This window comes from Sunxiuqinia elliptica (assembly GCF_900113005.1).
Taxonomy (GTDB): Bacteria; Bacteroidota; Bacteroidia; order Bacteroidales; family Prolixibacteraceae; genus Sunxiuqinia; species Sunxiuqinia elliptica.
Window position 1 is genome coordinate 18,501 of record NZ_FONW01000008.1, and the last position, 25,837, is coordinate 44,337.

Here is a 25,837-nt window from a genome sequence, read left to right on the forward strand (position 1 = left end):
AACAAAATATTACAAATTCATTAAAAGAACACAAATCAAATTGACATAAAAAATCCCAAAATGAATAGCACTATTCACTTTGGGATTCGTTAATATTCTTAAAAGGCTATTTTAAACAAGCGTTCTACAATTGTTTAAATCGCCGATAAGCCTTATCCCAATTTAACTGAGCCTGAGGTTGAAATTCTTCAACTGGAAACGAGTTTCGAACAACCTTCCGCATTTCCCTTAAAGAGGCTAAAGCGCCCAATGCTTTGGCTTGGACGAGAATATTCCCGGTGGCCGTCGCCTCTGCAGGCCCCGCAATTACCTTCATTCCTGTTGCATCGGCTGTTAGTTGGTTCAAAAACCGATTATTGGCACCTCCTCCAATGATATGAATACAACTAATCGGCTTCTGGCTAATCTTCCGAAGCTGCTCCAAGGTAAAGCGATATTTTAAAGCCAAGCTGTCGTACACACAACGGATAATCGCTGCATGAGATTCAGGCTCTTCCTGTCCCGTTTTACGACAAAATGCTTTGATTGCCTCCGGCATATTCCCCGGATTCAGAAACGATGAATCGTCAGGATTGATGAGGTATTTGAATGGTTCTGCTTCTTGAGCCAGTTGAACCATTTCATCCCAGCTGTAGTCTTTCTCATCCATCCATGCCCGACGGCACTCTTGAATGAGCCACATACCCATAATATTTTTCAGAAAGCGAGTTGTTCCTTCCACTCCCCCTTCATTGGTGTAATTCATTTCCAAACTTTGCGCAGACACAAATGGCTGTGGACTCTCAATTCCCATCAACGACCAGGTACCTGAACTAATGTAAGCAAAGTCGTCTCCCTCTGCAGGTACTGAAGCAATCGCCGAAGCAGTATCATGTCCGGCAACAGCGATTACAGGAACAGCTTTACTTCCTGTTTCTTTTCCAATCTCCTCTTTTAACGATCCGATGATCGTTCCCGGCTCCACCAAATCGGTCAAAATTGACGCCGGAATACCTGCTTTCTCAATTAAAGGATGCTGCCACTTCATTTCCCCGGGGACCAAAAGCTGACTTGTACTGGCAATGGTACGCTCAGTTACTGCTTTCCCTGAAAACAAATAATTTAACGCGTCAGGCATGAACAATACCTTATCGGTAATATCCAAAAGTGAAGACTTTTCCTTCACCATCGAAAATAATTGAAACAGGCTGTTAAACTGCATAAACTGAATGCCTGTTTGCGAATAGACTTCCTCTGCCGGAATTTCCTTGAACAAGTCTTCCATAGCCGTATCGGTTCTGGAATCACGATAAGCAAAAGGAAGTGAAATAATCATGCCCTCCCGGTTCAGATGAACAAAATCAACGCCCCAAGTATCCACTCCGATAGAATCGGGTTGTATGCCATGCTCCTGTATACATTTCTTCAGTCCAGTTTTAAGCTCGCTAAACAAGCTAAAAATATTCCAAAAAAAATGACCATTTATCTGTTGCATCTGGTTTTCGAACCGATGTATTTCTGTTAGCTCTAGTTTTTCGTTTTGTAGTGTTCCAAGTATTGCTCTTCCGCTTGAAGCCCCAAGGTCGAAAGCCAAAAAATGTTTTCCTTGCATATGAATAGCTTTAGGCTGTTATAATTTGTTCATTACTCAAAATAAAGGATAAATTCATTGCTAGCTGTCCTGCTCAATCCTGAATGTGTGCATCACTAGCTTTAAGCAACGACAATCTTCTTTAATGTATTGAAATTCCGAGTCGTTACATTTTTACCTAAAAACGTTTCCAATACTTTCATCGCCTCTGTTGTCTTCCCTTTATCTAAATCAATGAAGCTATAAACAGTCGATTTTTGCTGCTGGATAATATGAAATGAACCATCAACAGAACTCCAGGGCAAAGGCTCCGGGATGCTAACACCATCTACTGAAAAAGTGACATAGTGCTTGATCTTTTTCCCTGCTTCGACCGTATCGAAAGGTGCACTTTCAACAAGTTTTCTGAGCTCTTCAAAAGGAATGATAAAACAGGGAATAGAAAAGCTAAAATGCTGTTCCAAGCGTTCCTGAATTGTCAAGACGATCTCTTCGCTGCCTTCCAAAACAATGTTGCCACTAGCCAAAAATGTTTTAACACCGGAGAATCCCATTGATTTTAGCAGAGTTTTTAATTCTGTCACCGGAACCTTATGATGTCCCCCAACATTAATTCCTCTTAAAAAAACAGCAAACTTCATTGAATTGATTTTAGCACGAGATGAGTTTATTCTATTGCAATGACAGGTGCAAAATGCTTTTCAGCGAAACGGATGAACTGTTTCCAGTCATAAGCAGTAATATTGTGCTTTCCCTTGCGAATATGGTAGCCAATAGTTCCCATTACCGGGGAATTAGGTTCAGGCATTTCGGCCACAGGTAAACCTTCTTTTTCATATAAGGCATACACTTTCCCAGCTTCTGAAGCAGAGAGAAATTCACCTTTCGGATCCGCCCACAAGTCAGCCGTTGCACTTGTTACATACAACGGACGCGGAGCAATTAACCCCAAAAGCATGTGCTGATCAACAGGGAGCAATTCTTCCCTTGCCGAATACTTATTCAGATTTTCGCAAAACCAATGCGGAAAAGTTGATGTGATTTTCCCAATGGTCTCCCCAAACTGGCGCCGTGACAATGCGGCTCCAAGGCAGCCTGAATTATTGGAAATACACATGGCAAACCGCTGGTCCTTTGCAGCTGCCCACAGTGCTGTTTTTCCTAAACGCGAATGTCCAAACACAACGACTTTAGAGGCATCAATTGTGGGAACTGTTTCCAAATAATCCATAATACGGGACAAGCCCCATGCCCAAGCACTAACGGCTCCCCATTCATCATTTCCAGGCCGAAATTGCCCCAAACGATAAGTAAATGGATGAATCCCATCCTGGAAATTATCCCTGTCCGGATCAACATCTCCGTAGTAAGCTGTCACAATACCATAGCCAGACTTCAGTATCTCTTCAATTGGCCATCGCTCGTTTGAAACCCCTCGTGACTGTTCAGTTACTTGATTGTGTACAATCCCAAGCGACGGGTTGTCTGGCACCCACGAATCTGTTAAAAGGATATCGGGATCATCATTTATAGCGTGGTTTCCTTTGAAATTATAACCAACAAAAACCGGCACTTTGGCCGTATCTTTTGGTAGGTAAAGCAATACATTCACGCCCAACTCCTGATCGTCTTTACGAAAAACGAGCTCAACCTGTGTACGAGTTGCCAATCCATCAAAAATATCCGTAGTCTCTTCATGTACATTTACCTCCGAAATACTAATTGTTTGCGGAACTTTCCCATAAATTTCCTGCTCAAAAAGCTTCAAAATCTCCGGCCGGCGAATTTTCTCCCAACGTTTTGTATTTTTTATTTTCCGACCAGACTTCGAAATCAATAATTCGGGTAATTTATACTCAGGAACCTCTTTCTCATCATAGTTAACCTGATTTAATTGAGCCGATACATTAATACTGATAAGAAGAGATAAGAAGATTAATAGGAAGTTGTCCATCGTTTAGTAGTTTTTTCAGTTTTTTATTCTCTCTTTCCCTATAAAAATAGGTGTTTTCTTTTGATCTTGGCAAATATCGTCAGCTGTTTCTGATGATTTTAAATGATAACAACAACACGCAATACTTGTTGGCTAGTGGCTCTTTTAAGTTATCAACTCAAGATCCGATTGAGTTACCACCATCGACAATCTCGTTATTGGACTTTTTATTGGTACTCTCAGAAATTAAAGACCAAGCCATGATTAAGCTGGAGCATATGATAATCACTAACAGAGCGCCACTTTCAAATTCAGGGACTTTAAAATCGTCTGGAATCGCAAAGAATAATAAAATCGAAATCAAGCCTCGGGGAGCAAGAAATATCTGAGGGAAAATATCGCGACGTTCTACGGCATAAAACATGATGTACCGAGTCACATATAGAATGACCAAGAAGAGCCCACTCATAAGCCAAACTTTCCAGTTTTCCAATGTACTAAGCGACAAGCTAATTCCGAAAACAACAAAGAAAAAGGTTCTAACCAAAAAAGAACTCTCAACGGTAATCATCTTGAAATTTTCGAACAAGCCATCAATGGCTTCATCATCAAGCCAACGTTCCAGTTTTCCCCACAGCAACACCTTATGATTTCGAAGTAGAAGTCCGAACATCAAAATAATTAGCAGCGATGATAAATGGAACAGCTTTGCCACAGCATACAGCAAAACCAATACAGCCAAGAATAAGAAAAACCGTGCTTCGGTTCTGATATTCTGAATCAAGTAAATCAGCGCATAACTTAATACCACTGAAATCACCAAAGTTAAAAAGATGTTCCCTCCCAGAGCAAAAGCCACTTCTCCAGCCCCATTTGCATTGATATTTTCGATTAGCGAATAAAAAAACAAGATTCCCAAAATATCAGAAAAAGTACTTTCGTAGATCATAAACTCCCGTTTTTCTTTCGATAAGTTTGAGACACTGGGAATGATGATTGCACTACTCATTATTGAAAAGGGAATGGCATAAATTAAAGCCGACAAAAAATCCAGGTTTTGAATAAAAAGTTGAATAACAAAGGTGATTAATACACTAGAAAGTACCAACGAAACAAATGCGATAACAAAAGATTTCCAGATAATCGGCCACTTCTCTCGTTTCAATTCCAAATCAAGAGCTGCTTCCAACACAATCATGATCAACCCAACAATTCCCAACACCTCCAACGTGTTAAAATACTCCGGCTTTATTCCGAAATAGTTTAAAACCTGCTGAATGCCCAGTCCCAATAGAATCAACATTAAGACACTTGGGATATTCGTTTTTTTGGCTAGTAGATTGAAGAAAAAAGATATGATAACTACAACGCAAAGGTTGATCACAAAAAGGTACGCACTCATGCTGCAAACTTACCTTTTTATGCCCCAAGATACAAATAAGCTCGCCACTGACACGCTCAATTTTTTTATTCAATTCGCATCAAAATGCTAGTCCTCTGATACCGAAAAAACAGGAACTATTTTTCCTCCGTTGATTCCTTTGCTCCCATGTAAAGGTCAAACATTTGCTTAATCGATTTTGGCTCTCCGATGATAGTTAAAACATCATTTTCCATCATGGTTGTATAACCATGGGGCGCAAATGATCGTCCATCGCGTTCAACCAACGCTACAAGTACCTCGGCCGGCAATTTGATATCTTTTAATTGCTTCCTGATCATTTCGGACTGCACTGTATTTCGAAGTAGTTTAACGGTAATGAAACGCTCATTATGCAGCAGGTATTCTTTTATTTCCCGCTCATTATTTTGTTTCAATATATTTGTCACAAAGTCATCCCGTTCGACAATATCCATTAAACGGGAAAGCATTCTCAACTGCAAGCGAAATTCTTTGGCTGGGTTTACTAAAAAGAAAAAGATTTTGATGAGGTCTTCCGACTTTATCTCCCCCTTGCCCACAGGCTTTAAAATACCCTGTTTAGCAAGAACAATATGAAGCGTCGGTTCCGTTACTTCTTCGCTACGAGCATACTGAACTGATATTTCCGGAGTCACCAGTGTGGAATCAATTGTCCCCTGAGTGTTAAATTCGGTCACCAGCATGTCTTTATCAACCTGCAATTTCTTTGCTAACATGCCAGAAACATGATCAACCAAACCATCGAAATTCATTTGCTTGTCAGCAACAATCACTTTCGCCTTGATAATGGTCGCATCAAAAGGATCTCCATGTCGCAAACCTTTCTCTTTCAAAATGGTCATAAACTCATTCTCCAATTCGACATGCTGATTTTTTCCCAATAAGGCAAACCAATGGAAAATGGCTCCCTCTCGGCGAACTTTCCCCTTTGCATAATAGTTAAACCACAAAATAGATAACAGGATAATGATGCCACTAAACAAAATAGACATCCATCCCATGTAAATAATCAAAATGAAGGAAATGAGAATTCCGGCCCATTGAACCCAAGGATATAGTGGTGATTTAAAGCCTGGATCATAAGATTCGATGTTACTTTTACGAAAGACAATAACTGCGAAATTAATCAGCATGAAGATAATTAAGTTGAAGGTACTCGCCAGTTTCGCAATTCCCTCCTCTGAAAAAACCAGGATAAACGTGATTACCAAGCCGGTTGTCAATAAGATTGAAGTGACCGGAGCACCACTTTTTCCAACAGTTGAAAAAACGCGCGGAAGTAATTTATCTCGTCCCATGGCAAACGGATAACGAGAAGATGAAAGCAAGCCAGCATTTCCCGTTGAGGCAAACGCAGCCATTGCAGCACCAATCATCAGGTAAGTTCCTGTTTCGCCAGGCAGCCAGCCAAAAAGATGCTCGGCTGCTGTTGCTGCAGGTGCAAGATCGTTTGCAAAAGCACTCGGATCAATCAACGAAACCATAATAAAGACGCCAAGAACATAGACGGAACCGGTAACAACCAAAGACAAAAGCATTCCCATCGGAATATTTCGTTCCGGATTTTTTATCTCTTCTGCAACACTGGCAATTTTAGTTAAGCCCAAGTACGATACGAACACAAAGCCAGCAGTGGTTATAATTCCTTCAAAGCCATTGGTAAAAAATGGCTCAAAATGATTATTCGCCCCTGGCATATTAATTCCCTCTGTAAAGAAGATTCGATAAAGCCCTTCAACCACAAAAGTTCCGAGAACGATTAAAAGGAAAACCACAAAAAAGTTTTGAAGCCGAGAAGTCTTCTTGGCTCCAACCAAGTTCAATCCCATAAATGCAAAAGTGGCAGCGATCGCAATTGTTTTAACCGGTACATCCCAGAAAAATGCAGCATATGCACCAATACCAACAATGGCAAAGGCTGTTTTAAATACCAAAGCGAGGTAAGTTCCCAGCCCCCCAATGGTACCAATAAGGGGGCCTAAACTTCGATCCAAAAAGAAATAAGCCCCTCCGGAACGTGGTAACGCTGTTGAAATCTCAGCCATACTAAACATGGCAGGCAAGATCAATAAACCAGCAATTAGATAACCAACAAAAACAGAAGGTCCTGTAAATTGGGAAGCAAGTCCAGGTAACAAGAAAAATCCGGAACTGAACATCGCACCAGTACTAATGGAGAAAACATCGAATAATCCTAGTTCCTTTCTTAACTTCTCTTTTTTGGCCATAACTCCTCCTTCTTTGTTTGAATCATCTTGTTAGTAATAAACAATATCAATTTCTATTTAAAATAGATACATCCCTAGAACTTTTATTTCATCGGCAGCACGAGTAGCTTAAAACTCTATCTATATCGTCCAACTTTTCGCATAGTTAATATCGAAAACTTCATTCAAGCAATCTCACCGGTCTTTATTATGAAAAACCTTTCCCTAATATAAGTCAAAAAAAGAAAGAAAGGTTTAAGTGCACTATTCATTATGAATGGAAAAGTGTTGTAAAAATGCTTCAGCGACAAGAATCAGAAATAGACAGCCTTCTTCAAGTACAAAAAAAGCCACATTTGCACTTCAACTTATACCGCTGAATGCACAAATGTGGCTCACTTTCGATCAAAAAAACAGAGACTAAACCTCCTGCTCTATCATTTTAGGACTATATTCTTTCGCCTGCGTTTCGCTACGTGCTACACGGAGGGCATTTTGAGCCAATGCTTCCAGTTCATCTTCTCCTGGATAAACAAAGACAGGGGCTATAAAGCTCACCTTCTTTTCGATGTAGCTCGTTAAATATTCGTTGTAAGCTACACCTCCAGTAAGCACAATGCCATCAACTGCTCCATCCATTACCACGGCCATTTCGCCAATTGACTTGGCAATTTGATAGGCCATTGCATCCTGAACTAAACCAGCCTCAGCATCTCCTGCCTGAGCCCTTTCTTTTACTTCTTTGGCACTGTTTGTTTTTAGATAAGCCACATAACCTCCTTCGCCAACCACCATCCGACGGATTTCCTCTTTTGACATTTTGCCTTCAAAGCACCAATCAATAATTTGTCCGGTAGGAAGGCCTCCACTTCGCTCAGGACTAAAAGGACCATCACCATCAAGCCCATTGTTTACATCAACAACGCGTCCTTTTTTATGGGCACCAACAGAAATTCCGCCTCCCAAATGGGCAACAACCAAGTTTAGGGCTTCATAATCCTTCCCTACCTTTTTGGCGTGTAAACGTGCGGTAGCTTTTTGATTTAAAGCATGAAAAATCGAACGCTTCTTAAACTTGGGATGTCCAGTAAGCCGAGCTATTTCATCAATTTCATCGGTTACCACCGGATCGGCAATAAAAGCCTTCGCCCCGGGAATTTGGTTCGCAATAAAATCAGCAATAAGCGGTCCTAAATTACTGGCATGCTGTCCGTAGACTCCTTCACTGGCATGCGCCAGCATTTTATTATTAACCAAGTAAACACCAGACTCTAATGGATAAGTCAGTCCTCCTCGTCCGATGATGTATTTTATGCTGTCCACATCAAAGCCTTCTTCAACCAACGCATCAATGATCATTCCCTTACGGTAATCAAATTGATGAAGAATACTTTTATAACGAGAAAGCTCGGTAATTGAGTGACGCAAGGTCTTTGTCAATTTGCATTCTTCATTGTAGTAAACAGCAAACTTTGTAGATGTTGATCCTGGATTAATTGCTAAAATTCGGTACTCATTCATAATATGCTAATGACTCATTAATGCCGCCAAAACGATGGAATTTAGTTTTGTTTCAGAACTATCGCCTCGCGATGATAGAACTACCGGAACTTTTGCACCATAGACCAGCGCTGCTTGTTTGGCATAACAAAACTTTGAATTCACTTTATAAAACACGTTCCCAGCATCAATATTTGGGAATAATAAACAATCGGCATCGCCTGCGGTTTTCGCTTCGATATTTTTTATTTGAGCTGACTCCTTATCCAAGGCAACATCCAAGGCCATTGGACCATCAACAATTCCCTCTGGGAAAGCTCCTTCAGAAGCCATCTTAGTCAGTTGGGCGGCATCAACACATGCCGGTATCGATTCGATAATTTGTTCAGTTGGAGCAATTAGTGCCAACTTTGGACACTCAACACCAAGCTTAATAGCAACCTGCATCAAGTATCGAATCATGATTTGCTTTTGCTTTAAGTTCGGATATGGAATAATAGCCACATCGCTCACCGTTAGCAATTTATGATAGGCAGGATTTTCAATCACTGTCACATGGGTTAACAAGGCCCCTGGTTCAACCAAGCCAAATTCTTTATTTAAAATGGCTCGCATGTACTTGTCTGTACTTATCAGCCCTTTCATAATAAAATCAGCCGCTCCTTCATGAATCATTTTTACGGCCTCGTGCGCAGCACTTTCTTCGGTGTCAGCCGCAACAACCTTGAAAGCAGAAGCTTCAACCCCCAATTTTTTACATGTTGCTTCAATTTGAGCTGGATCTCCTGTTAAAATAACGTCTACAACTCCCAATTTGCGGGCTTCTTCGGCGGCTTCAATGCTATGTGTATCAATTCCATTTACTACCACCATCTTTTGACGAGCTTTTCCTTTGACTAAAAGGAATAGATCAGCAAGTATTTTTATCTTCATATTTTCGGTTTGATAGCGTGAAAATACAATAAGAACAATCTAAATTACAGAACAAAAATCAGTCTAAAAAATGTTTTAAAATCCTTGTAAAACAAAACATCCGGAGCTGAAGAGCTCCGGATGTTAAAAGACAAATATTTGATAGAATAAAGTTTTAGATTTGTTCTTTGCAAGTCCAAGAACTTACAATTTCACATGCTCCTTAACTTTCTTTTCTGTATCCAATGCAATCATTAATTCTTCGTTGGTTGGCACCACAACAACTTTCACCGGCGAATCATCCGTGCTGATAACGCCTTCACTTCTGAAACCATTATTTTTCGATTCATCCAATTTAACTCCCAGGTAGTCCAGTTCACTGGCTACTCCAGCTCTTGTTGTGTCAGCATTCTCTCCAATACCACCAGTAAAAATCAATACATCAAGTCCATTCATGCCTGCAATGTATGAGCCAATGTACTTGCGAACATGGTAATTGTAGATATCCAATGCCATTTTTGCACGCTCATTGCCACTGTCTTTGGCGTCTTCAATCTCGCGCATATCAGAAGAAACTCCAGACAAGCCTAGCATTCCACTGTGCTTATTAAACAGCGTATTGGCCGACTTCAATCCTAATTCTTCTTTTTCCATGATGTAGGTTACCACACCGATGTCCAAATCTCCCGAGCGTGTTCCCATCACCAATCCTTCGATTGGGGTGAAGCCCATACTGGTGTCAAATGACTTTCCATCTTTTACTGCAGCAATTGAAGCCCCGTTACCCAAGTGGCATGAAATAATCTTCTGGTTTTCGTATTCTACTCCCAGTAATTCGCAGGCTCGTTTGGTAACATAGCGATGGCTGGTTCCGTGGAAACCATAGCGACGAATGCCATACTTTTCGTAAAGCACATAGGGGATTCCATACATGTACGATTGAGCCTCCATGGTTTGGTGGAAAGCTGTATCAAAAACCCCCACCTGAGGAATGCCTGGAATAAGTTCTTCCATTGCGTAAATCCCTTTCAGGTTTGGAGGGTTATGCAGTGGGGCCAAGTCGGTACATTTTACCAATGCATCAATAACCTCATCATTAATCAATTCGCTGGAAGCAAAATACTCACCACCATGAACCACACGGTGCCCGACAGCATCAATTTCCTCCAAGCTCTCTAAACATCCATATTTGGAGCTGGTTAACACTCCCAGAATGTATTCAATCCCGCTTTTATGATCGAGAATTTCGCCTTCAAAAACGATTTGACGACCATCAGCATGTTTGTGTTTTAAGAAGGAACCTTTCATTCCTAATTTTTCAACTCCCCCTTTGGCAATCACCGACTGATCGTCCATATTAAAGAGTTGATATTTGATCGAACTGCTACCGCAGTTTAGTACCAGAATTTTCATCTGTTTTAAATTAAAACCAAGATACAAACACGAAAAGAATACGATGTGCTTCTATCAAGGCTGTTTCTTGTGATTAAATTATCTGTATTATCGAAATCAATTGACCTTAACAGTTGGTGTTAGTTGTCGTCAGGCGATTTCCATCTTCATCATATTCATAAAATCCTTTCCCTGTAGAAACGCCCAATTGCTTGGCTCTCACCAGACGTTTGATAAATGGAGATGGTTTATAATGGACGTCACCAAATTCGGCATAGATATTTTCCATCCATCGAACAATTTTATCCAATCCCATTTTATCAGCTACTTCAAATGGTCCTAAGCGCATACCCAAACCGATTTTCATGGTTGCGTCAATATCTTCCATCGAAGCCACTCCTTCCAGCAAGGTTTCACAAGCTTCATTCAACAACACAACAAACAGCCGCACACTCACTAAGCCTGCTGACTCTTCAACCGGAATAATTTTTCGATTGATGAGTTTAACAAATTGGCAAACCTTTTCATAAGCCTCCTCGGAGGTGTAAAGACCTTTGACTACTTCCATGATACGAGCTTCGCGTGACGAAACTGAGAAATGGAAGCTTACGCAACGATCCTTGTATTTCATTTCGGAAGAAAGCTCGGTGATAATAATGGTTGTTGAGTTGGTTCCAATGATACAATCACGGGAAACAACCTCTTCGATCTTTCTAAATATTTTCTTCCGCTCTTTAATTTTCCCACCACGATCAACGGCACGGATCGCCTCAACAACAAAGTCGCAGCCGGCTAAATCTTTATAATCCAGGCTTCCTTTGATGCGCGCTAAGATTGCTCTTTTCTCGCCTTGAGTTAATCCCCAATGCTCGATGCGGTGATCAAGAATTTTACCGATGTTCCGGTAAGCTTCTCTGATTTTTTCTTCACTAACTTCAATAAAAACAACCTCGATACCATAGAAACTAGCTACGCGAGCAATATTCTGCCCCACAAGTCCACATCCTACGATACCGATCTTCGAAAAAAGGGCTTTAGAAACCTTTTTCTTAATTAAACCAAACTCTTCGATTGGTTCATAAATAACTTCACTAGCCATTTTAAACTTTAATTTATTCAAATAAAGCAGCCGCCTGGTTTGAGGTAATTGCTGCCATATTTACAATGTCACTTACAGAACACCCTCTTGAAAGGTCGTTAATTGGAGCTGCCATTCCTTGCAGAACGGGACCAATTGCTTCGGCCTTTGCCAAACGCTGTACCAGCTTATAACCAATGTTAGCTGCTTCCAGTCCGGGGAACACCAACACATTCGCACGGCCAGCTACTTCGCTGTCCGGAGCTTTCAACTTGGCTACTTCAGGAATCAATGCTGCATCCAATTGCAATTCACCATCAATTTTCACAGTGCTGTCCAATTCCTTTGCAATGCGAGTGGCATTTTCAACTTTGCTCACGCGCTCATGTTGAGCACTTCCTTTGGTTGAGAAGCTTAACATGGCAACCCGAGGTTCCATACCAACAATAGATTTAGCAGTTTTAGCTGTTGTTATAGCAATTTCAGCCAACTGGCGTTCGTCTGGGTCTGGCATAACAGCACAGTCAGCAAAAACAAGAATTCCGTCGTGTCCAAAATGAGGATCATTCACGAACATTAAGAAGGCTCCGGAAACAACACTTACTCCCGGCAAGGTTTTTACAAACTGGAAAGCTGGACGCAACACATCACCAGTAGCATTGATTGCTCCTGCAATTTCCCCATCCGCATCACCATTTTTAATCATCATTGGAGCGAATACCAAAGGGTCATTCAGCATTTCCAACGCTTCTTCTTTTGTCAGTCCTTTTGACTTTCTGATTTCAACCATCAGATCAGCATAGTGTGACCGACGTTCATCCGTTTTGGGATCAACCAATACAGCGCCTTTAATGTTTACACCACATTCTTCGGCAGCTTGCATAATTTCTACCGGATTCCCTAATAAAATGATCCGGGCGATATTTTCATTTAAAATGATTTCAGTGGCTCTAAGAGTCCTGGGTTCGTTCCCTTCGGGAAGAACAATACGCTTTTGATAACTTTGTGCGTTTTTTATAACACGTTCAAGTAATTTCATTCGAAAAAAACTTATCTAATTTAGTAACTATCAATCCTCTTATCTGAACCTTACAAAACTGCTTGATTTTACACGATCTTTCAATCTAAACCCCCACAATTCCATCTATTTTCAAGCAATTTGATTTTCACATTTGTTTGTTTCTTACAAAAGTCTCAGAATTTAAACTTTCGAGCAAAAGATTCAAAAGGCAAAAGTAGCGAAAATAACGTGTCAATGTCCCTGAGAAGGCTAATTAATTGTTAATCCTGACAAAAATTAGGATTTTAAAACCAACTGGTTAGCCTCAGTAAAAGACCACACGACAATCGATTGCATAAATAAGATCCTTCGTTCTAGAAAAACCTGACACTGATCAATTTCTGTTTTTTTAAAATAAGTCCAAATAAATAATGCTTCAACCACCCAAAATAAATTGATACTTTTGTTTTCCGATCAAACCAATTAACATGAACAAAGAAGACCTATTTTTTCCACTAAAACAGCAATTAGAAGGCGATGTGTACACGAGTAATGTTCAACGCATTATTTATGCAACTGATGCATCATCTTACCGGGAAATCCCTCAAGCTGTCTGTAAACCTAAATCCAAAGAAGATATTCGGCAAATCATAACATTTGCTCATCAAAATAAAACCTCAGTCATTCCCCGCGCCGGAGGGACCTCCTTAGCCGGTCAAGTTGTTGGAAAAGGAGTTGTCGTTGATGTATCGAAATACATGAACCGGATACTGGAACTCAATGTAGACGAAAATTGGGTTATTGTTGAGCCCGGCGTTAATTTGGCGGAGTTGAACCAATACCTTGCTCCACATGGGCTGCAATACGGGCCGGAAACTTCAACAGCTAACCGCTGCTGCATTGGAGGTATGGTTGGAAATAACTCTTGTGGCTTGCACTCCTTAATCTATGGCAGCGCCCGCGAACACATTCTCGAAGCAGATTGCATTTTATCTGATGGATCCAACGTCCTTTTTAAAGCCCTTAGTAAAGATGAGTTTGAGGCCAAATGCCAAAGGGACGCAAGAAGTCTTGAAACCAAGATCTATCAAAACATCAAGAAAATCTTAAGCGATCCGGAAAATCAAGCCAGTATCCGAGCTGAATTTCCTGATCCGAAAGTTCGACGCAGAAACAATGGTTACGCCATTGACATCTTGCTGGAAACGGAACCATTTACCGAACAAGGTGAGCAGATCAATGTCTGCAAACTTTTAGCCGGAAGTGAAGGGACTCTGGCTTTTTCAACCAGTTTCAAGTTAAACCTCATCCCTCTCCCTCCAAAACACAAGGGATTGGTTTGTGCCCACTTCAATAGCTTGCAAGAAGCTTACCTCGGTAATTTAATTGCATTAAAACACCAGCCCGGAGCAATTGAATTGATGGATGACATCATCATGAATTGCACCAAAGAAAATATTGAACAACGGAAAAACCGCTTTTTCATTCAGGGTGATCCCAAAGCCATGTTGATGATTGAATTTGCACGGGACACCCAAGAAGAAATTGAAGCCATTGCCCAACAATTGGAAGCCGATTTTCGTGCTGCAAATTTGGGGTATCATTTCCCATTGGTGCAAGGCGATGCAAAAATCAAACAGGTTTGGGCACTTCGTACAGCCGGTTTAGGCTTGTTATCTAATATCCCCGGAGACCGAAGAAGTGTGACGGTTATTGAGGACACGGCTGTGGCTCCGGAATACTTGCCAGACTACATGGGTGAGTTTGACGATATTTTAGCAGGTTACGGACTCAGTTGTGTTAAATATGCACACATTGCAACTGGCGAAATTCATTTACGCCCGCTGTTAAATCTGAAGGATGAAAAAGATATTGAGCTTTACCACACCATTGCCAAAGAAATTGCGGCCTTGGTAAAAAAATACAAAGGTTCGTTAAGTGGAGAACATGGCGATGGCCGTTTGCGGGGAGAGTTCATTCCCTTTATGCTCGGCGAACGGAACTACCAATTGATAAAAGACCTGAAGAGAACCTGGGATCCTGACAACATTCTAAACCCAGGAAAGATCATCGATACACCACCAATTACTGAGAAACTTCGTTTTCTGGTTGGTGCCACTAAAGAGTTTGAAACGACCTTCGATTTTTCAGATCAAAAAGGTTATTTGCGCGCCATTGAGAAATGTAACGGATCTGGCGATTGCCGAAAAAGTGCGGCCATTGGCGGAAGCATGTGTCCAACTTACATGGCCACTAAAGATGAAGATAAAACGACCCGCGGCCGGGCCAATATTTTACGTGAGTTTTTAACCCGGTCAGAAAAAGCAAATCCATTCGACCACCAGGAAATTTACGAAGTACTTGACCTTTGCCTGTCGTGTAAAGCTTGTAAAGCTGAGTGCCCTTCCAATGTTGATATGGCCAAGTTTAAGGCTGAGTTCTTGCAACATTATTACGAAATTCACGGAGTTCCTTTTAGGGCTAAGCTTATCGCCTATCTGCCGCAGTTGAATAAACTAGGGCGCTTGGTTCGTCCTTTAACCAACTACATAACGAACACCGCTCTGTTCAAACGTTCGGTAGGTTTTGCCGTGGAACGTCAGGTCCCGAAAATGTCGAAACTGAGTTTGCGCCAGTGGTATAAAAAGCCCATCGAACTGGATGGTAAGCGCAAAGGGAAAGTTTACCTGTTTGCTGATGAATTTACCAACGACAATGAAAGCCATATTGGGGTTAAGGCCATTCTTCTGCTGAATAAACTAGGCTATGAAGTGGCCATTCCAAAACACCGGGAAAGTGGCCGAACCTATCTATCGAAAGGACTGGTAAAAACAGCCAAGGAAATTGCGACCCAAAACGTCAAGTGGCTTCAGCCACTTGTAACTGCTGAAACCCCTTTGCTTGGCATTGAGCCATCAGCAATTTTGGCTTTCCGCGATGAATACCCCGAATTGGTGCACGATCCGCAAAAGGAGGCTGCCAAGGAGCTTGCACAAAATACCTTCATGCTTGATGAGTTTATTGCTGCTGAATTTGAAAAAGGAAACATTGATTCTTCCCTATTCATTACAGAAAGTAAAGAAATCAAACTGCATGGGCACTGTCAGCAAAAGGCTATTGCGTCAACAGCTCCTACGAAAAAGATGCTGGAAATTCCAAAAAACTATTCAGTCTCGGAAATTCCCAGTGGCTGTTGCGGAATGGCTGGGTCCTTTGGCTACGAGAAAGAGCATTACGAACTGAGCCAGAAGATTGGAGAGCTAGTCTTGTTCCCTGCAGTACGGCAGGCCACAGCGGAAATGCTTGTTTCAGCTCCGGGGACTTCTTGTCGTCACCATATAAAGGAAGGAACAGGCCGCGAAGCCTTGCATCCGATTGAAGTTCTTTATGAAGCGTTGGCTTAACCAAACAATAACAATACAAAGCAACCCACAGTGCAAACATAAGCCACTGTGGGTTGTTTCCTTCTTAAAAATTGAAAGCCATGAAAAATTTTTGGGATGAACGATTTGCTGGTTCCAACTATGTTTACGGAACCGCACCAAATACTTTTTTTAAACAAGAGTTGGATAAATTAACTCCAGGCAAGCTTTTATTACCAGGAGAAGGAGAAGGAAGAAATGCTGTTTATGCAGCGCAACAAGGCTGGCAGGTGCTTGCCTTCGACTCCAGTTATGAAGGGCAAAAAAAAGCCCTGCAGTTAGCCTCAAATCATCAGGTTGAGTTGGATTATCAGCTGGCCTCGTATGAATCCATGCCAATTCCAGAGGAAGCATTCGACTGTATTGGTCTTGTTTATACCCATCTGCCTCCAATTCCCCGGCAAGCACTTCATCAAAAGCTAGCTGCTGGACTAAAGCCTGGCGGCACCTTGATTATGGAAACATTTTCAAAAGCCCAGATCAATAACAATACAGGAGGACCTCGCGACATCAATATGCTTTTTTCGAAAAAAGAACTGGCTGCTGATTTCTCATCGTTTAGCCACCTTCAATTTGAAGAACTGGAAATGGAACTGGATGAAGGAGATTTTCATCAAGGACATTCAGCCCTTATTCGGCTTATTGGCGTAAAATAAAAACAGAACACAAGAGTTCATTCAATAGCAAATAAACATTTTCTTAAATAGAACGTCTCATGACAACATTATTCTGGATCATATTAGGCATCTTAGTTTTTGACTTTATTTTGGAACGATGGCTTGACTACCTGAACACCACCAAGTGGAGCACCAGTCTTCCTGATGAAGTGAAGGGCATTTATGACGAAGAAAAATACCGAAAGCAACAAGCCTATTCAAAAACCAATCATCGGTTTGGTATGCTGACCAGTTCTTACAGCTTTCTTTTAATTGTATTGATGCTTTTCTTCGAAGGATTTGCATTAATCAATGGATGGGCAACCAACATAAGCACCAGCCCAATTTGGAGCGCTCTATTGTTCTTCGGCATCCTGTTTTTTGCCTCTGATCTTCTCAATACGCCTTTTGATTGGTATGCAACCTTTGTTATTGAAGAGAAGTACGGATTCAATAAAACCACCATCAAAACCTACCTGGCTGACAAACTAAAAGGTTGGTTATTGGGAGCAATTATTGGAGGTGGTTTGCTGGCTTTAATTATTTTCATCTACCTGAAAACCGGGGAATGGTTTTGGCTGTATGTTTGGGCCGTAATCAGTGGTTTTTCCATTTTTATGGCCATGTTTTATTCGTCGCTGATCGTTCCCTTATTCAACAAACAAACCCCTTTGGAAGATGGTGAATTGAAACAAGCCATTCAGGCTTTTGCCAGCAAAGTTGGCTTTAAACTGGATAATATTTTTGTCATTGACGGCAGCAAACGCTCCACAAAGGCAAACGCCTATTTTACAGGTTTGGGAAGCAAAAAACGCATCGTTCTTTACGACACCCTAATTAAAGATATGAGTACAGAAGAGCTCGTAGCAGTGCTGGCTCACGAAATTGGACACTACAAAAAGAAACACATCGTTTGGAGCCTTCTATTAGGAATTATCCAAACCGGTCTTATGCTGTTCATTTTTTCACTGTTTATTGATAGTCCAGCCTTATCAGAAGCCTTGGGGGTTAAAACACCAAGCTTTCATATTGGACTTATCGCCTTTGGGATCCTCTACTCTCCCCTGTCCTCATTGATTGGAATTGGTATGAATATTTTCTCGCGAAAAAATGAATACGAAGCTGATGCCTTTGCTGCAAGCCACTATTCAGGAACAGCTTTAGCCAACGCACTGAAAAAGCTATCGGTACAAAACCTGAGCAATTTGAGGCCACACCCAGCTTATGTATTTGTTCATTATTCGCACCCTACCTTATTGCAGCGTTTATCAGCACTCAGTAAGGTACAAGCAAATTCCTAAATTCGCAGATTACATATTTAGATAGATCATGAAAGCAGAAATTATTACAATAGGCGACGAAATACTCATTGGCCAGGTTGTAGATACCAATTCAGCATGGATTGGCGAACAACTGAACCGATACGGCATTGAAGTCTTTCAGATTACATCGGTGCATGACGATGCACTTCAAATCAAGGAAGCAATAAGCCAAGCAGCTCAGCATGCCGATTTGGTGCTGATTACCGGAGGGCTTGGACCAACAAAAGACGACATCACCAAAAAAGTACTGTGTGACTACTTTGACTGCAAGCTGGTTTTAAACGAGCAAGTGCTGGAGCATGTTACCACCATGCTGTCACGGCGAAATATCGACATCAACCAACTTAACAAGGATCAGGCATTGGTGCCCGAAAAATGTGATGTGCTCCACAATCCCAATGGCACAGCTCCCGGAATGTGGTTCGAACAAAACGATACCATTTATATCTCTATGCCCGGAGTTCCTTTTGAAATGATCGGCTTAATGGAGCAAGCAATTCTTCCACGATTGCAAAAAAATGGTAAAGTAAAATCCATCTACCATCAAACCGTCTTGGTTTATGGCGTTCCAGAGTCCATGCTTGCTGAAAAAATTGAGCCGTGGGAAAATGCACTTCCTGACTTCATCAAACTGGCTTATTTGCCCAATCAACTTATGATTCGGCTGCGCTTAAGTGCTTATGGCTCCAATAAAGAAGTATTGGAAACAGAGGTCAGCCAACAAATTGACTTACTGAGAACCTATTTACCCGAGCAAATCTTTGGATACAACAACGATTCGCTAGCCGGAGTTACCGGCCAATTACTTGCAAAAGGAAAACTTACCCTCGGAATAGCAGAGAGTTGTACCGGAGGAAATATCGCCCATATGTTTACTGAGAACCCAGGAAGTTCGGTTTACCTAAAGGGAGGTATTGTTGCCTATTCCAACGAAGTGAAAGAAGCCCTGTTGCATGTTCAAGCAACAACTCTTGAAGCACATGGAGCAGTTAGTCGTGAAGTGGCTTTAGAAATGGCACAAGGAGCTTTGGATGCCCTCCAAACCGATTATGCAATTGCCACAACTGGCATTGCCGGGCCTGATGGAGGAAGTGAAGAAAAACCGGTGGGTACAGTCTGGATTGCTGTGGTCAGTAAAAAGAATCAAACAGTCCATTGCTACAACTTTGCACACAACCGCGAACGAAATATCCTAAGGTCATCACAAGCGGCAATCAATCAGCTTCGTCAGTTGATTTTGAAAGAAAATCCAGTTTTAGCATGATTCTTTTAGCAATTCATTCGTTTATAAGTTACAAGAGGAGTTTTAACCCCGGAATTTTGTTATTTTAATACACTCAATGAAATGAGATTAGCTAGGCAGGCTAATCATCAAAAACAATAAATAGATAGAAAAATGAAGAAAGTAGTTATTACCATAGCAGTCATTGTTTTTGTGCTAATCGCTGCATTAATCATTGTTCCGGTCCTATTTAAAGGGCCTTTATTGAAAAAGGTAAAAACAACCATCAATGAACAAGTTAATGCCGAAGTAGAATTCACTGATTTCAACCTCAGTTTGCTGAGAAGTTTCCCCAATGTAATGGTTGAACTGGAAGGCTTAACAGTTATTGGCCGTGATCAGTTTGCAGGCGACACCTTAGTTGCCATACAATCCCTTGCAACCGACATTTCGCTTAGTGATCTGTTTGGTGGCGAGGATTTCACCATTCAAAGCCTACGGCTAACTGATGCTCATGTGCACCTAAAGGCCAATGCGTCCGGTCAGGTCAACTGGGATATTGCAAAATCGTCTTCCGTTGAAGAAGAAACAGCAAGTTCTGAGGAGTCAGGAATGGCCATCTCCTTGCAAGAAATTAAAGTACGGGATTTAAGCATGACTTATGCTGACGAAGCTTCAGCGATGGTACTCGGATTGCTGAATACCAACCTGGATGCCAGCGGGAAGTTGGACGGAACAATAACTCACTTTGACCTGGACGGAGAAGTTGGTGAGTTCAAATTCACCTATGACTCGGTTGATTACGTAGCCAACACCGTTTTAAAAGTTCGTAGCCAATTAATGGCCGACTACGATAAAATGAATTTTGAATTTGGCGAAACCACCCTACATCTGAATGAACTGCCTTTGGACTTAAGCGGACGTTTTGAGATGCCTTCTGACAGCATGTATTTTGACTTGCAGTTTAAACAACCACAAAGCGATTTTGAAACCTTGCTGGCCATGGTTCCTCAAAGCTACCAAAGCTATCTTGAAGATATCAAAACAACAGGACAGGCCGGTTTTGAAGGAAGCGTAAAAGGATGGTTTTATGACGAGCTTTATCCTGCCATTAGCACACATATTTATGTCAACAATGCGACCTTAAATTACGCTGGATCACCAGAAAAAGTTGAAAAGATTACGTTGGATGGAAAAATTGAGAAACCAGAAGGTGGATTGGATCTGCTGACGGTAAATGTTTCTAAAGCGCATGCGCAAATTCGGGAAAACCCCGTGGACGCTCGTTTCTCTCTTTCGCACCCCATGAGTGACCCAGCCTTTGATGCCTCGTTCAGTGGAAAAATCGACTTTACACGTTTGGCTGAAATCATTCCAATGGACAGCATCCAATTGCAAGGATTGCTGGATGGAAAGCTAAGCGTTAAAGGAAGAATGTCGGCTATCGAAAAGGAGAATTACGAACAAATCAGTTCGGATGGAGCTTTCAACTTTAAAGATTTTAAAGTGAAAACACCGGCTATGACCCAAGTTTTTGAAATTAACTCAGGCCAGTTAAAAGTCAACAATAAAGCCATCACATTAAGCTCTTTGGATGCGAAAACCGGACAGAGTGACTTCCATCTAAACGGTCAACTATCCAATTATCTGCCTTACTTTTTGATGGATAAGACCTTGAAAGGGACCTTCAAATTACAGTCTGATTACATGGATTTCAACGAGCTTGCCAACCTAATGGTCACTGAAGATACTGTTACTACTACAGTTGCCAACGATACCGTTTATGCTTTCCAGGTGCCAGCAAAATTGGATTTGGTGTTCAGCTCAGCAATCAAACGAGCCACTTTCGACCGGATGGATATCCGAAACATCGAAGGAACAATTGAAGTTAAAGATCAGATGTTAGCCCTTAAAAAGCTTAATATGGACATGCTGCAAGGACAATTAACTGTTGACGGCTCCTACAAAAGTACCGAGGAAAATAAACCATTCTTCGATTTCAACATGCGGATCAATAAAGTTCAAATTCCGGCAGCTTACCAATCGTTTGGCATGGTTCAGCGCTATGTGCCAATCGCTGCCCGAAGCCAAGGGCTACTTTCAACCGAGCTCAAATTTAATGGTCAGTTGACCGAGCAGCTTAAAATCATTCCATCCAGCCTTGATGGCCGTGGATTCTTTAACACACAGGACCTGCAAATTTTGGATTCTCCAACCTTCGATCAAATCAAAAATTTCATCAAGAAGGAGAAACTTAAGAATGTTCGGATTGATGACTTTACAGCTTACTTCAACTTTGAAGATGGCAACATCAAATTGAAACCGTTTAAAACCAAGATTGCCGATCAGGACGTGTCTATTCATGGGAACCTGACTGTAGAACAAATGTTGGATCTAAAAATGGATTTCCAAGTGAATAGAGAAGACTTGACCACAGACATCAACAATGCACTTGGATTTTTACCTGGATCACAAAACATTCAAATCATTCCTATTACCGTTGATATTGCTGGGAACCTGACAAGCCCGAAAGTTTCTTTGGACCTAAGCGATGCAAAAAAACAAGTTCAGGAAGAGGTTAAAAAGTCGACAAAAAAAGAACTAGAAAACGCGGTGAAAAATGTAGGCGATCAACTAAAAAAATTATTCAACTAAGCAAACTCTTTTGAACTATGAGACACACCTGCTTTTTGATCCTTTGCGGACTTTGGTTTTCCGTTTCAACACAAGCCCAAAAGGCTACCGATAAAACCTCCGGGAACCCAATTTTCAACGATTGGTATGCCGATCCAGAGGTAGCCGTCTTAAACGATAGCTACTGGATTTTTCCAACTTACTCAGCAAAGTACGAAGAGCAGGTGTTTTTTGATGCTTTTTCATCCAATGATTTAGTGCATTGGGAAAAGCATGAACACGTATTGGATACCGCAATTGTTCCATGGGTTCACAAAGCCATGTGGGCGCCGTCAATTATCGAGAAAGATGGTAAGTATTACCTGTTTTTTGCAGGTAACGACATTCAAAATGAAAGCGGTCCGTATTACGATGCCTCACAAGGCGATAAAAACAAACAAGGCGGCATCGGTATTGCTGTTGCCGATCATCCGGGAGGCCCCTACCGCGACTACCTGGGCAAACCATTGATTCAGGATTTTTACCACGGAGCCCAACCGATTGATCAATATGTTTTCAAAGCACTGGATGGCCAATATTACATCGTTTATGGCGGATGGGGACATTGCAACATTGGACGCTTAAGCGATGATTTCAAACGCTTAGTCCCTTTTGATGACGGCCAACTGGTGAAAGAAATTACTCCCGAAGGTTATGTAGAAGGACCAACCTTCTTTATCAAAAACAACACCTATTATTTTATGTGGTCTGAAGGTAATTGGGGAGATTCCAGCTATCGGGTCGCCTTTGCCATGGCTGACAGTCCATTTGGCCCGTTTGAGCGCGCGGGGACCATCCTGGAGCAAGATCCTGAAATTGCCACAGGAGCAGGGCACCATTCCATTTTGCATGTACCAAACTCCAACGATTGGTACATCGTCTATCATCGTCGGCCAATTCCGAACCAAGGACGAGATCACCGGGTTGTTTGCGTTGATCGCCTATTCTTCAACGAAGACCAATCCATCAAGCCTGTGCACATGACCTTTGAGGGTGTTCAGGCTAATCCAATCAACCAATAAACAGGCAAAAACTCTTACCGGCCTTGCTTTTCCGAAGGAAGGCCATATCCTCCACACCCCCAGGATACTGTAACTTTTTATTCGAATTATCCCTAAAAAACTTCTTTTTAGCAAATAGTTTTGACTAGCTTTGCAGCGCAAAATAAAAATAGACGATTTCATGGACGAAGGCCCTGGTCATCATAAATATGAATTATTAACCTCGCTGTAAGGGGGCCTAATGCCTCCTACAGACAAATCAAAAGGAGGCACATCATGCTTAAGATTTTTAAGAGCTTTGGGGGGTATAGTGAGATACCACAAGCTGAGAAAGGATGCTGGATTAATGTTGTTCAGCCAACCCAAGCTGAGCTAAACCAACTTCAAGAGGAATTTCAGGTTCCTGCTGATATTGTGCAGGATATTATGGACGTTGACGAACGTCCCCGGTATGAAGTGGATGAAGATTGGTCACTAATCATTTTACGTATTCCAGTAGAAAGTCCGAACAACGGTGTACCCTATTACACCCTACCTCTTGGCATTTTCCGATCGAATGAAATAACCATCACGCTTTGTTCAACGGTCAATCAAGTGCTTCCTTTAGAGAAGCCGGCTCTGTACCGAGGACAAACCTTATTGGTTCATGATGAGCTCAATTTTATCATCAGGCTCTTTTTACGCTCAGGAAGTTCCTACTTACAGTACCTGAAACAGATTAATCATCAAACAACTCAAATAGAAACCGAGCTTGAAAAATCTGTTCGAAATAAGGAGCTCAACAAGCTACTAAAAATGGAGAAGTGCTTGGTCTTCTTCATCACTTCGTTGAAAGCGAACGAAATTGTATTGGCCAAGCTTCGGAATGCGCTCAAGAAAAATATGACGGAGCTGAATGAAGATCTGTTGGAAGATGCCATTATTGAAAATAAACAGGCTTTAGAGATGTCACAGATTTATTCGGACATCCAAAGTGGCATGATGGATGCTTTTGCCTCAGTTATTTCAAATAATTTGAACGTGCGCATGAAGCAGCTCGCATCTATTTCCATCATCCTGATGATCCCAACCTTAGTGGCTAGTCTTTACGGAATGAATGTCCCCAACCATCTGGAAAGCAACACTTGGGCATTCCCTGTAATCATTATCTTTTCCGTTGCCTTAGCAACCCTCGGAATCATTATTTTCAGAAAAAAAGAATTGTTTTAGAGTTTTGGATATATAAGGATTGAAAACACCCGGCTACTCATCTGTAGTACCGGGTGTTTCATTATTGTAGAATGCTCAATTTCTAGCCCTTAAACGCCTGATCAATATCTTCCATCAAATCTTCCGCTCCTTCAATTCCAACCGATAACCGCATCATGGTTGGACGAATCTTCATGCTCAAGCGCTCTTCTTCCGGAAAATCGACATAAATGGTTGACCAAGGGTGAATAATCAGCGATTTGTTATCATTCAAATTGGTTGCCCGACGAATCAATTGTAAGCGATTCATAAACTCAAAACAAGCTTTTTCTGACTCCAAATCAAAAGTCAAAATAGTACCAGGCTTACCTGCAAACTGTTTTTTAGCCAGTTCATAATCGCTGGCATCAGGCATGCCCGGATAAGTTACCTGCTTTACCTTTTCATGCTTTGCCAAAAAATTGCCTAACTGCATGCAGTTGCTATATGAACGTTCGAAGCGCAGCTCCAACAAATCAAGCCCAATACTCTGAATATGGGCCGTATGAGCAGTCATCGCACTTCCCATGTTCCGGTAATAGTTTTTGCGTAAGCGGGCGATAAATGTATCCTTCCCAAATTTTGCAGTCAGCGGACTCAAGTTCGGATTCAAATTCCAATCGTACGTTCCATGATCCAGAATAACGCCACCAAACGAAGTTGCTCCTCCAGAGATGTGCTTGGTCGTTGACATCACCTCGATATCAATTCCAAGCTCTTTCCCCTGGCAAACGATGGGTGGAGTCACCGTGCTGTCGGCAATCAATAACACCTTGTGTTTTTTCGCAATGCTTGCCAACTTTTCAACATTGGCAATTTCCAGCTGCGGATTGGTTACTGTTTCAAAGTAAATCGCCCGGGTATTCTCATCAATAAGCTGCTCCACAGCCTCCGCATCGGTGGTATCCACAAAGCGCGTTTCCAAACCATAATTTCGCAAGCTTTCATCTAACAAAGCGTGCGAATGCGCAAATAAATGCTTTCCCGAAATAATATTGTCCCCGCTTTTCCCAATCGCCAAAAAACTGGCCGATATAGCTGCCATACCCGAAGGAACCGCCAACACCTGATGAGCTCCGGTTAGCGCTTTCATTTTCATTTCAAAATACTCGACAGTTGGGTTGCTGGTTCTGGAGTACACGTGCGCTGGTAGCTCACCCCTAAAATTCGCGGCAATGTCTTCTGATGAACCAAAATCGTAGGCAACAGTCTCGTAGATAGGCATGTCGAGTGCATTGTAAGCATCATCTTTAGGAAATGGCACATGCAATGATCGGGTTGTAAAATTCTTTTTCATGC

General features: G+C 41.6%; 18 protein-coding genes. 7 read left to right on the forward strand and 11 right to left on the reverse strand.

Annotated features, from left to right (window positions below; all coding sequences use genetic code 11):
* Positions 1–124: 124 nt before the first annotated feature.
* From rhaB to pta, 10 genes are all read right to left on the reverse strand, one after another.
* Positions 125–1,591 (reverse strand): rhamnulokinase, encoded by a 1,467-nt coding sequence (gene rhaB, locus BM156_RS14075; RefSeq protein ID WP_093920536.1) that lies wholly within the window; start codon positions 1,589–1,591, stop codon positions 125–127.
* 101 nt (positions 1,592–1,692) lie between these two features.
* On the reverse strand, positions 1,693–2,211 hold the full coding sequence (locus BM156_RS14080) for a DUF1697 domain-containing protein (protein WP_093920537.1): 519 nt from the start codon (positions 2,209–2,211) through the stop codon (positions 1,693–1,695).
* A gap of 26 nt (positions 2,212–2,237) precedes the next feature.
* Positions 2,238–3,524 (reverse strand): glucuronyl esterase domain-containing protein, encoded by a 1,287-nt coding sequence (locus BM156_RS14085; protein WP_093920538.1) that lies wholly within the window; start codon positions 3,522–3,524, stop codon positions 2,238–2,240.
* 157 nt (positions 3,525–3,681) lie between these two features.
* Positions 3,682–4,905: a cation:proton antiporter domain-containing protein gene (locus tag BM156_RS14090; protein ID WP_093920539.1), complete on the reverse strand. Its 1,224-nt coding sequence runs from the start codon at positions 4,903–4,905 to the stop codon at positions 3,682–3,684.
* Between the two features lie 116 nt (positions 4,906–5,021).
* Positions 5,022–7,154, reverse strand: coding sequence for an amino acid permease (locus tag BM156_RS14095; RefSeq protein WP_093920540.1), 2,133 nt, complete (start codon positions 7,152–7,154; stop codon positions 5,022–5,024).
* Positions 7,155–7,553: 399 nt separating this feature from the next.
* Positions 7,554–8,654, reverse strand: coding sequence for a butyrate kinase (buk, locus tag BM156_RS14100; RefSeq protein WP_093920541.1), 1,101 nt, complete (start codon positions 8,652–8,654; stop codon positions 7,554–7,556).
* 6 nt (positions 8,655–8,660) lie between these two features.
* Positions 8,661–9,566 (reverse strand): phosphate acyltransferase, encoded by a 906-nt coding sequence (locus BM156_RS14105; RefSeq protein ID WP_093920542.1) that lies wholly within the window; start codon positions 9,564–9,566, stop codon positions 8,661–8,663.
* A 183-nt stretch (positions 9,567–9,749) separates the two neighbouring features.
* Positions 9,750–10,958, reverse strand: coding sequence for an acetate/propionate family kinase (locus tag BM156_RS14110; RefSeq protein ID WP_093920543.1), 1,209 nt, complete (start codon positions 10,956–10,958; stop codon positions 9,750–9,752).
* Between the two features lie 106 nt (positions 10,959–11,064).
* Complete coding sequence (locus BM156_RS14115) at positions 11,065–12,036, reverse strand: 3-hydroxyacyl-CoA dehydrogenase family protein (RefSeq protein WP_093920695.1); 972 nt, start codon at positions 12,034–12,036, stop codon at positions 11,065–11,067.
* A 13-nt stretch (positions 12,037–12,049) separates the two neighbouring features.
* Positions 12,050–13,054, reverse strand: a complete 1,005-nt coding sequence (pta, locus tag BM156_RS14120) for a phosphate acetyltransferase (RefSeq protein ID WP_093920544.1) — start codon at positions 13,052–13,054, stop codon at positions 12,050–12,052.
* A gap of 449 nt (positions 13,055–13,503) precedes the next feature.
* Here pta and BM156_RS14125 point away from each other — a divergent pair, with 449 nt between their 5' ends.
* The 7 genes from BM156_RS14125 to BM156_RS14155 all read left to right on the forward strand — a co-directional run bounded on the left by BM156_RS14125 (position 13,504) and on the right by BM156_RS14155 (position 24,520).
* Positions 13,504–16,419 (forward strand): FAD-binding and (Fe-S)-binding domain-containing protein, encoded by a 2,916-nt coding sequence (locus tag BM156_RS14125; RefSeq protein ID WP_093920545.1) that lies wholly within the window; start codon positions 13,504–13,506, stop codon positions 16,417–16,419.
* A gap of 80 nt (positions 16,420–16,499) precedes the next feature.
* Positions 16,500–17,093, forward strand: coding sequence for a class I SAM-dependent methyltransferase (locus BM156_RS14130; RefSeq protein WP_093920546.1), 594 nt, complete (start codon positions 16,500–16,502; stop codon positions 17,091–17,093).
* A gap of 59 nt (positions 17,094–17,152) precedes the next feature.
* Positions 17,153–18,394, forward strand: a complete 1,242-nt coding sequence (locus BM156_RS14135) for a M48 family metallopeptidase (RefSeq protein WP_093920547.1) — start codon at positions 17,153–17,155, stop codon at positions 18,392–18,394.
* A 28-nt stretch (positions 18,395–18,422) separates the two neighbouring features.
* Positions 18,423–19,679: a competence/damage-inducible protein A gene (locus BM156_RS14140; protein WP_093920548.1), complete on the forward strand. Its 1,257-nt coding sequence runs from the start codon at positions 18,423–18,425 to the stop codon at positions 19,677–19,679.
* A 132-nt stretch (positions 19,680–19,811) separates the two neighbouring features.
* A complete protein-coding gene (locus tag BM156_RS14145; protein WP_093920549.1) occupies positions 19,812–22,292 on the forward strand; it encodes an AsmA family protein in 2,481 nt (826 codons plus the stop codon).
* Between the two features lie 17 nt (positions 22,293–22,309).
* A complete protein-coding gene (locus tag BM156_RS14150) occupies positions 22,310–23,332 on the forward strand; it encodes a glycoside hydrolase family 43 protein (RefSeq protein WP_093920550.1) in 1,023 nt (340 codons plus the stop codon).
* A 255-nt stretch (positions 23,333–23,587) separates the two neighbouring features.
* Positions 23,588–24,520 carry a magnesium transporter CorA family protein gene (locus BM156_RS14155; protein ID WP_093920551.1) on the forward strand — a complete coding sequence of 311 codons (933 nt, stop codon included), beginning with the start codon at positions 23,588–23,590 and terminating at the stop codon, positions 24,518–24,520.
* Between the two features lie 82 nt (positions 24,521–24,602).
* On the opposite strand, the gene BM156_RS14160 is transcribed toward BM156_RS14155, so the two are convergent.
* Positions 24,603–25,835 carry an aminotransferase class I/II-fold pyridoxal phosphate-dependent enzyme gene (locus BM156_RS14160; protein WP_170846965.1) on the reverse strand — a complete coding sequence of 411 codons (1,233 nt, stop codon included), beginning with the start codon at positions 25,833–25,835 and terminating at the stop codon, positions 24,603–24,605.
* Positions 25,836–25,837 lie beyond the last annotated feature (2 nt).